Source organism: Mycobacterium sp., from assembly GCF_052143115.1.
Taxonomy (GTDB): Bacteria; Actinomycetota; Actinomycetes; order Mycobacteriales; family Mycobacteriaceae; genus Mycobacterium.
This window is the reverse complement of the sequence record NZ_JBKQTQ010000338.1, coordinates 1-6,753: the sequence shown is the minus strand read 5'-3', so window position 1 is coordinate 6,753 and position 6,753 is coordinate 1. Positions and strand designations below refer to the sequence as shown.

The 6,753-nt window shown below is 67.1% G+C and carries 7 protein-coding genes and 1 pseudogene; 5 read left to right on the top strand and 3 right to left on the bottom strand.

The window, feature by feature from the left end; genetic code table 11:
* A pseudogene (locus ACLQI9_RS32460) lies at window positions 1-77 on the bottom strand (3-alpha-hydroxysteroid dehydrogenase); the annotation flags it as partial.
* Entirely contained in the window at window positions 65-898 is an 834-nt protein-coding gene (locus tag ACLQI9_RS32455; RefSeq protein WP_442380458.1) for a MarR family transcriptional regulator, read from the bottom strand. The gene ACLQI9_RS32455 and the pseudogene ACLQI9_RS32460, both read right to left, overlap by 13 nt.
* A gap of 126 nt (window positions 899-1,024) precedes the next feature.
* On the opposite strand from ACLQI9_RS32455, the gene ACLQI9_RS32450 reads away from it, so the two are divergent.
* The 5 genes from ACLQI9_RS32450 to ACLQI9_RS32430 all read left to right on the top strand — a co-directional run bounded on the left by ACLQI9_RS32450 (window position 1,025) and on the right by ACLQI9_RS32430 (window position 6,524).
* Window positions 1,025-2,158, top strand: coding sequence for an NAD(P)H-dependent amine dehydrogenase family protein (locus ACLQI9_RS32450; protein ID WP_442392854.1), 1,134 nt, complete (start codon window positions 1,025-1,027; stop codon window positions 2,156-2,158).
* Window positions 2,159-2,201: 43 nt separating this feature from the next.
* Entirely contained in the window at window positions 2,202-3,041 is an 840-nt protein-coding gene (locus tag ACLQI9_RS32445; protein ID WP_442380445.1) for an alpha/beta hydrolase, read from the top strand.
* A gap of 43 nt (window positions 3,042-3,084) precedes the next feature.
* Complete coding sequence (locus ACLQI9_RS32440) at window positions 3,085-3,834, top strand: DUF2786 domain-containing protein (RefSeq protein WP_442380443.1); 750 nt, start codon at window positions 3,085-3,087, stop codon at window positions 3,832-3,834.
* A complete protein-coding gene (locus tag ACLQI9_RS32435; RefSeq protein WP_442380441.1) occupies window positions 3,831-4,343 on the top strand; it encodes a TIGR04338 family metallohydrolase in 513 nt (170 codons plus the stop codon). The genes ACLQI9_RS32440 and ACLQI9_RS32435 overlap by 4 nt, the downstream gene beginning before the upstream one ends.
* A gap of 117 nt (window positions 4,344-4,460) precedes the next feature.
* A complete protein-coding gene (locus ACLQI9_RS32430) occupies window positions 4,461-6,524 on the top strand; it encodes a beta-glucosidase (protein WP_442392856.1) in 2,064 nt (687 codons plus the stop codon).
* Between the two features lie 24 nt (window positions 6,525-6,548).
* Here ACLQI9_RS32430 and ACLQI9_RS32425 read toward each other — a convergent pair whose 3' ends face one another.
* Window positions 6,549-6,689 carry a metallothionein gene (locus ACLQI9_RS32425; protein ID WP_325676253.1) on the bottom strand — a complete coding sequence of 47 codons (141 nt, stop codon included), beginning with the start codon at window positions 6,687-6,689 and terminating at the stop codon, window positions 6,549-6,551.
* Between the last annotated feature and the right edge of the window lie 64 nt (window positions 6,690-6,753).

The following is a 6,753-nucleotide window of genomic DNA, read 5'->3' as shown; positions in this document are numbered from 1 at the left end:
AACGCCCGCGCATGCGAGGCGCCCATCCCGCGCGCGCCGCCACTGATCAGTGCAACTTTTCCGTCTACGCGTCCCATGGCGGGTCAGGGTACAGCAGCGTCTGGGCGTGCCCGAGGGCGGCGTCGAGGTCGGGAAGGCTCAGGTCATCGCGGCCGCCCAAGTGGATCTCGATCTGGTACTCCGGCTGTCCATCGCGGTCGAAGATCGGAAATACGACGAATTCCGTTGATGTCAGCTTGGTTTCGAGCACGTGCGTGACCGATTGCAGGGTCACCATCGTCATCAGAGTGCTGAGCTCTCGAGTCACCTGGGCGGTCGGCTCCAAGGATGCCAGCACCGCGGTGAGCCGGTCGTGCAGCGAGGTGTGGGCGGCGTCGAACCGCCAGGCCCCGTAGCCGCGGTCGCGTATCTCGGCGAGCACCCGCCGATGCCCGGTGATCTCGGCGCCGGTGAGCCGCGGCGTGACCCGCCGCAGCCAGGCGTCGACCGCTTCCTCGTCGCGCCAGGCCATCGCGACCAGGCCGAACGGAGGTCCGATGGGGAAGCACTGGCCGACGGCGTGCCCACCGTCGGTGCCGTGGCCGACCGCGTCGACGGTGATCAGGTGTGCCTGGCCGATCTTGGACATGGAGCAACCCGCGCCCAGGGTGGTGTGCAGGAAAGTGAGTGCATCACGGCCACGGTCCAGCAGCGGGAATTGCGCTCGCAGCCCATGCACCAGCCCGAACAAGCCGGTGCCCAACGTGTAACGGCGATCGTCGTGCCGGGTCACCCAGGTGCGCCGCTCGAGTTCGGCCAGCACCAGGGCACATGTCGAGGTGCTGATATCGCAGATTTTGGCCAGTTCGGCCGATGTCCGGCCGTCCGGTGAATCCGACAGTGCCCCGAGCACATCCATTACGCGGCCGGTGGGTGGCGACTTAGCCGGTCCGGCCCCGGGTGGTGGCACTGTTGACGAACCCATTGCCGCGTTCCTACCATCCGTCCGAAATCTAATAAACTCTTTCCTAATATTAGGAGCACAATGTACAAGGTCGGCGTGTGGGGTCCGGGTTCGATGGGGGTGATCGCCCTGCGCGGGGTGATCGACCACCCACAGCTGCAACTGGTCGACCTCGTCGTGCACAGCGACGCCAAGGCCGGTCGCGACGCGGGCGAGTTGTGCGGTATCGCCCCGGTGGGCGTCAGAGCAACCAAGAACCCCGCGGCAACGCTGGCCGGTGACGCCGACGTGGTGGTCTATGCCGCGGCGGCCAACCTGCGGCCGGCGGAGGCGATCGCCGACATGGTGTCGATCCTGCGGGCCGCTAAGAACGTGGTGTCATGCTCGGTGGTCCCGTTGGTCTTCCCGGACGCCGTCGACGCGGCGTTCACCGAACCGCTGCGCGAGGCCGCAATCGCCGGTGGGGTGTCGTTCTTCACCACCGGGATCGACTCTGGATTCGCCAACGATGTTCTGCCGCTGGTGCTTACCGGGGTCTCGCGAGTTATCGAGTCCGTCCGGATGACCGAGATGTTCAACTACGCCACCTACCCGGACAAGGATGCGGTCTACGAGATCCTCGGATTCGGCAAGCCGCCGGAGGAGACCCCGTTCGCGGCGACACCCGGGGTGTTCACCTTCGGCTGGGGCCCGGTACTGCACCAGCTCGCCGCCGGCCTGGGGGTGAAGATCGACACCATCGACGAGAACGTCGAACGGGTCGCCGCCGAGGAATCCTTCGACACCCCGACCGGCCACATCGTCGCGGGGACGATCGCCGCGATGCGGTCCACCCTGACCGGATACGTCGACGGCGCACCAACATTCGTCGTCGACCACGTCACCCGCATGCGAGACGACATCGCTCCGGAGTGGCCGCAACCGCATATCTCCATCGAGCCGAAGGATCTCGGATTCGGGTTGGCGTCCGGCCGAGGCGTCTACCGCGTCGAGATCGAGGGTTCGCCGAGCATGCGGTGCGAGTTCGAGATGGCCGACGACCACGATCATGACCTCGGTGCGCGGATGGCCGGCGCATCCCGGATGGTCAACGCCATCCCGGCGGTGTGCGAAGCGCGGCCTGGTCTGCTGTCAGCGCTGGATCTGCCGATGGTCACCGGCGCGGGGCTGGTCCGTTCGGTGCCAGGGCCGTCGCCGGACAGCCGGCTCTTCTAGCGGGGCCGCGCCGCGCCGGGCGATTGGGTCTACGCTGCCCCTGATGACAACCACCCGTAGCGAACACACCTTCGACGGCGTCGGCGGCGTGCGCATCGTCTACGATGTCTGGACCCCCGACGTCACACCGCGTGCGGTGGTCGTCCTTTCGCACGGGCTGGGGGAGCACGCCTGCCGCTACGATCACGTCGCTGAGCGGTTCGGCCAGGACGGGCTGGTGACCTACGCGCTCGACCACCGCGGACATGGCCGCTCGGGCGGCAAACGCGTCCTGGTCAAAAACATCTCCGAGTACACCGGCGACTTCGACACCCTGGTCGGTATCGCCACCAAAGCACATCCGGAGTGCAAGCGCATCGTGCTCGGCCACAGCATGGGCGGCGGGATCGTGTTCGCCTACGGCGTCGAACACCCCGACGACTACGACCTGATGGTGCTGTCCGGACCGGCGGTGGCGGCCCAATCCGCCGTATCGCCGCTGCTGGTGCTGGTCGCCAAGACGCTCGGCGCGATCGTGCCGGGCTTGCCGTTGGAGGAGCTCGACGCCAGCGCGGTATCCCGCGATCCGGCGGTGGTAAACGCCTACAACACCGACCCGCTGGTGCATCACGGCAAGGTTCCCGCCGGCATCGCTCGCGCGCTGCTGACGGTCGGCGAGACGATGCCGCAACGGGCCGCCGCGTTGACCGCGCCACTGTTGGTCGTGCACGGATCCGATGACCGGCTGATCCCGGTCGACGGCAGCCGCCAGCTGGTCGAGGCTGTGGGTAGTTCCGACGTCGAGCTCAAGGTCTATCCGGGCCTGTATCACGAGGTGTTCAACGAGCCGGAGCGTTATCAGGTGCTCGACGATGTCGTCTCGTGGATCAACGCCAGACTGTGAGGCGCCGCACCGGAAAGTCGTACCGTTCCTTTACTTTGGTGCTATGAGCGACGACAAGATGCTGGCGCGTATCGCCGCGCTGTTGCGTCAGGCCGAAGGCACCGACAACGCGCATGAGGCGGAGGCGTTCATGGCGGCCGCGCAACGGCTGGCCACGGCGACGTCGATCGACTTGGCTGTGGCGCGGTCGCATGCGGACAAGCGCACGCCCGCGCAGACACCAGTCCAGCGCACCATCACCATCGGCGCGGCCGGCACCAGGGGACTGCGGACGTATGTGCAGCTGTTCGTGGTCATCGCGTCGGCCAACGACGTGCGCTGCGACGTGGCATCCAACTCGACGTTCGTGTACGCCTACGGGTTTGCCGAAGACATCGACGCCACACATGCCCTGTATGCCGGCTTGGTGGTGCAGATGGTGCGCGCGTCGGATGGCTATATCTCTTCGGGTGCGCACCGGCCCACCCCGACGATCACCGCTCGGTTGAATTTTCAGCTGGCGTTCGGCGCCCGGGTCGGGCAGCGGTTGGTCGAGGCCCGCGAGCAGACCCAGCGCGAAGCGAAGAAGGATCGTCGTCGCCCGCCGGGAACTGTGATCGCGTTGCGGGACAAAGAGATCGAACTTCGCGATCACTACCGCAGTGCGTCCAAGGCGCGAGGCACTTGGCAGGCCAGCCGGGCTTCCGCGGGGTATTCGTCGGCGGCGCGGCGGGCGGGGGACCGGGCCGGCGAGCGGGCGCGGTTGGGAACCGGTCCAGAGCTCTCGGGGGCGCGGACCGCGCTGGAGCGGTGAGCGCCGGGGAATCGGCTGCGCGGGATTGGCAGCGCTCCAAGGTCTATGCCGCCGAGGAATTCGTCCGGACACTGTTCGACCGTGCCGCCGAACACGGCTCACGCAGCGTGGAGTTCTTCGGCGCGCAGTTGACGCTGCCGCCGGAGGCGCGGTTCGGGTCGGTCCCGGCGGTGCAGCGTTACGTCAACGATGTGCTGGCGTTGCCGTCGGTACGACGACAGTGGCCGAAGGTAGCTCCGCTGACGGTGCGGTCACGGCGAGCCGCCACGGCGGCTCACTACGAAAACCGGGACGGCACCGGCGTTATCGCGGTTCCTGATCTCGATACCGCGGACTGGGCGATGCGTGAGCTGGTGGTGCTGCACGAGATCGCGCATCACCTGTGCGACACGCAACCGCCGCACGGGCCGCAGTACGTCGCAACGCTGTGCACCCTGGCCGAGCTGGTAATGGGGCCTGAACTCGGACACGTCCTTCGGGTGGTATACGCCAAAGAGGGTGTGCGGTAGCCAGACACGTGGGCAGCGCGACCGATCGGGGCTAGCGTTGGCAAGGTGAGCGATGCAGGCGCCGCGCCCCCCGTCGATACCGACGCCGACGTCCGTGCACGCGAGGTCGAGTCGCAGATGACCGACGATGAGCGATTCTCGTTGCTGGTCAGCGTGATGGGTGCCAGCGATCTGTTGCCGGTGCGGGATGCGCGCATACCGCCGGAGCTCCCCGCCAGCGCCGGTTATGTTCCCGGTGTTCCCCACCTCGGCGTGCCCGCCCTGCTGATGAGCGACGCCAGCCTCGGGGTCACCAATCCCGGCTACCGGCCGGGTGACACCGCGACCGCCCTGCCCGCCGGTCTGGCGCTGGCCGCCGGCTTCGACCCTGCGCTGGCCCGCGCTTCGGGCGAGGCGGTGGGGCGAGAGGCGCGCAGCCGCGGGTTCAACGTGATGCTTGCCGGCGGAATCAACCTGGCCCGCGATCCGCGTAGTGGCCGCAACTTCGAATACCTCTCGGAAGACCCGCTTTTGAGCGCTACCATCGCAGCGGAGTCGGTCAACGGAATCCAGCAGCAAGGCGTCATCTCGACGCTCAAGCACTACTCGCTGAACTGTAATGAAACCAACCGGCATTGGCTGAACGCCGTCATCGATCCCGCCGAGCACCGGGAATCCGACCTGCTGGCATTCGAAATCGCCATCGAGCGGGCTGCGCCGGGAGCGGTGATGACCGCCTACAACCAGGTCAACGGTCAGTACGCAGGCGGAAACGATGTGCTGATCAACGATGTGCTGAAAGTGGCTTGGGAATATCGCGGTTGGGTGATGTCCGACTGGGGTGCGACGCCGAGCTGGGAATTCGCGGTCAGGGGCCTCGACCAGGAATCCGGTGCGCAGATCGACGCTCTGCTCTGGCAGGGTGAGGCGTTCACCGATCGGCTGAGGGTTGCCTTCGCCGAAGGCAAGCTGTCTGGCGAGCGTTTGTCGGACATGGTGCGCCGAATCCTGCGGTCTATATTCGCCGTCGGCGCCGACCGATGGGACCGCATGCCAGCGCCCGACATGGCCGCGCACCGCCGGATTGCATTGCAGATTGCGCGGCAGGGCATCGTACTGTTGAAAAACACTGGTGTGCTTCCGGTTTCGTCTACGACCCGACGCATTGCGGTGATCGGCGGCTGCGCTCAGATCGGTGTGCCGGCCGGCTGCGGGTCGAGCACCGTGGTTCCGCCCGGTGGCTATGCCGCGGTGTTACCGATCGGCTCGCCCGGTGGTCTGCGCAACCTCTACCTGTTGCCGTCGTCGCCGCTGGCTGAACTGAACAAGCAGTTTCCCAACGCGCAGATTGAATTCGACCCCGGTGTCAGCTCGGCCGAGGCGGCGGGGGCGGCGCGCCGCGCGGATGTTGCGATCGTGTTCGCGGTCAAGGTGGAAGGAGAGGGCTTCGACAGCGCCGACCTGTCGCTGCCCTGGGATCAGGACGCGGTGATTGCCGCGGTCGCAGATGCCAATCCGCACACCGTTGTGGTGCTGGAAACCGGCAACCCGGTTGCGATGCCGTGGCGGGACGCGGTCGAAGCGATCGTCCAGGCGTGGTATCCGGGTCAGGCCGGCGGTCAAGCGATCGCGGAGGTCATCGCCGGTCGGGTCAACCCGTCCGGCCGGTTGCCCGTCACCTTTCCGATCGATCTCGGCCAGACGCCCCGTCCCGAGCTGCCGGTTGTCGATGTTCCGTGGGGTTCTCCGACAACGGTCCACTACACCGAAGGCGCCGAGGTCGGCTATCGGGGGTTTGCCAAACGGGGCCACATCCCGATGTTCGCGTTCGGTCACGGCTTGTCCTACACCAACTTTGAACACCGTGACCTGACCGTGGCCGGCAGTGGCACCCTCACCGCCAGCTTCACCGTGGTCAACACCGGCGATCGCGGCGGCGTCGCCGTCCCGCAGCTATACTTGACCGCGGCTCCCGGCGAGCGGCGGCTGCGATTGCTCGGATTCGAGCGGGTGGAGCTGGAGCCGGGCGACTCTCGGGTGGTGACCATCGAGGCGGATCCGCGGCTGCTCGCCCGTTATGACGGGGTCGCGGGGGGCTGGCGGATCGCCGAGGGCACTCACACGGTGGCGGTGGGGGCCTCGGCGGTGGACCTCGAGCTGACTGCCGAGGTCGAGCTGGCCGGCCGCGTCTTCGGGCGCTGACCGGCCAGCGCGAGCGACCAGCTGCTAGACGGCGACCATCTCGTCGCCACAGGTGCACCGGTACGGCTGGTCCGCGCCGGCGCAGTGGCATTCGACCTCAATGCGAACCCGGCAGCCACAGCCTTCGTGGGAACAGGTCAGTAGTGTTCCTGCCTCGTTTGCCATCTACTCCACCCTATCTATCTCGGGACCCCGCAAGCCGCGGGATTGTGCGGACACCCACGAATGT

Coding starts and splice junctions, on each gene's coding strand:
- ACLQI9_RS32425 (WP_325676253.1), bottom strand. CDS start 6,689: ATGGCAAACGAGGCAGGAACACTACTGACCTGTTCCCACGAAGGCTGT.
- ACLQI9_RS32445 (WP_442380445.1), top strand. CDS start 2,202: ATGACAACCACCCGTAGCGAACACACCTTCGACGGCGTCGGCGGCGTG.
- ACLQI9_RS32440 (WP_442380443.1), top strand. CDS start 3,085: ATGAGCGACGACAAGATGCTGGCGCGTATCGCCGCGCTGTTGCGTCAG.
- ACLQI9_RS32450 (WP_442392854.1), top strand. CDS start 1,025: ATGTACAAGGTCGGCGTGTGGGGTCCGGGTTCGATGGGGGTGATCGCC.
- ACLQI9_RS32430 (WP_442392856.1), top strand. CDS start 4,461: ATGACCGACGATGAGCGATTCTCGTTGCTGGTCAGCGTGATGGGTGCC.
- ACLQI9_RS32455 (WP_442380458.1), bottom strand. CDS start 898: ATGGATGTGCTCGGGGCACTGTCGGATTCACCGGACGGCCGGACATCG.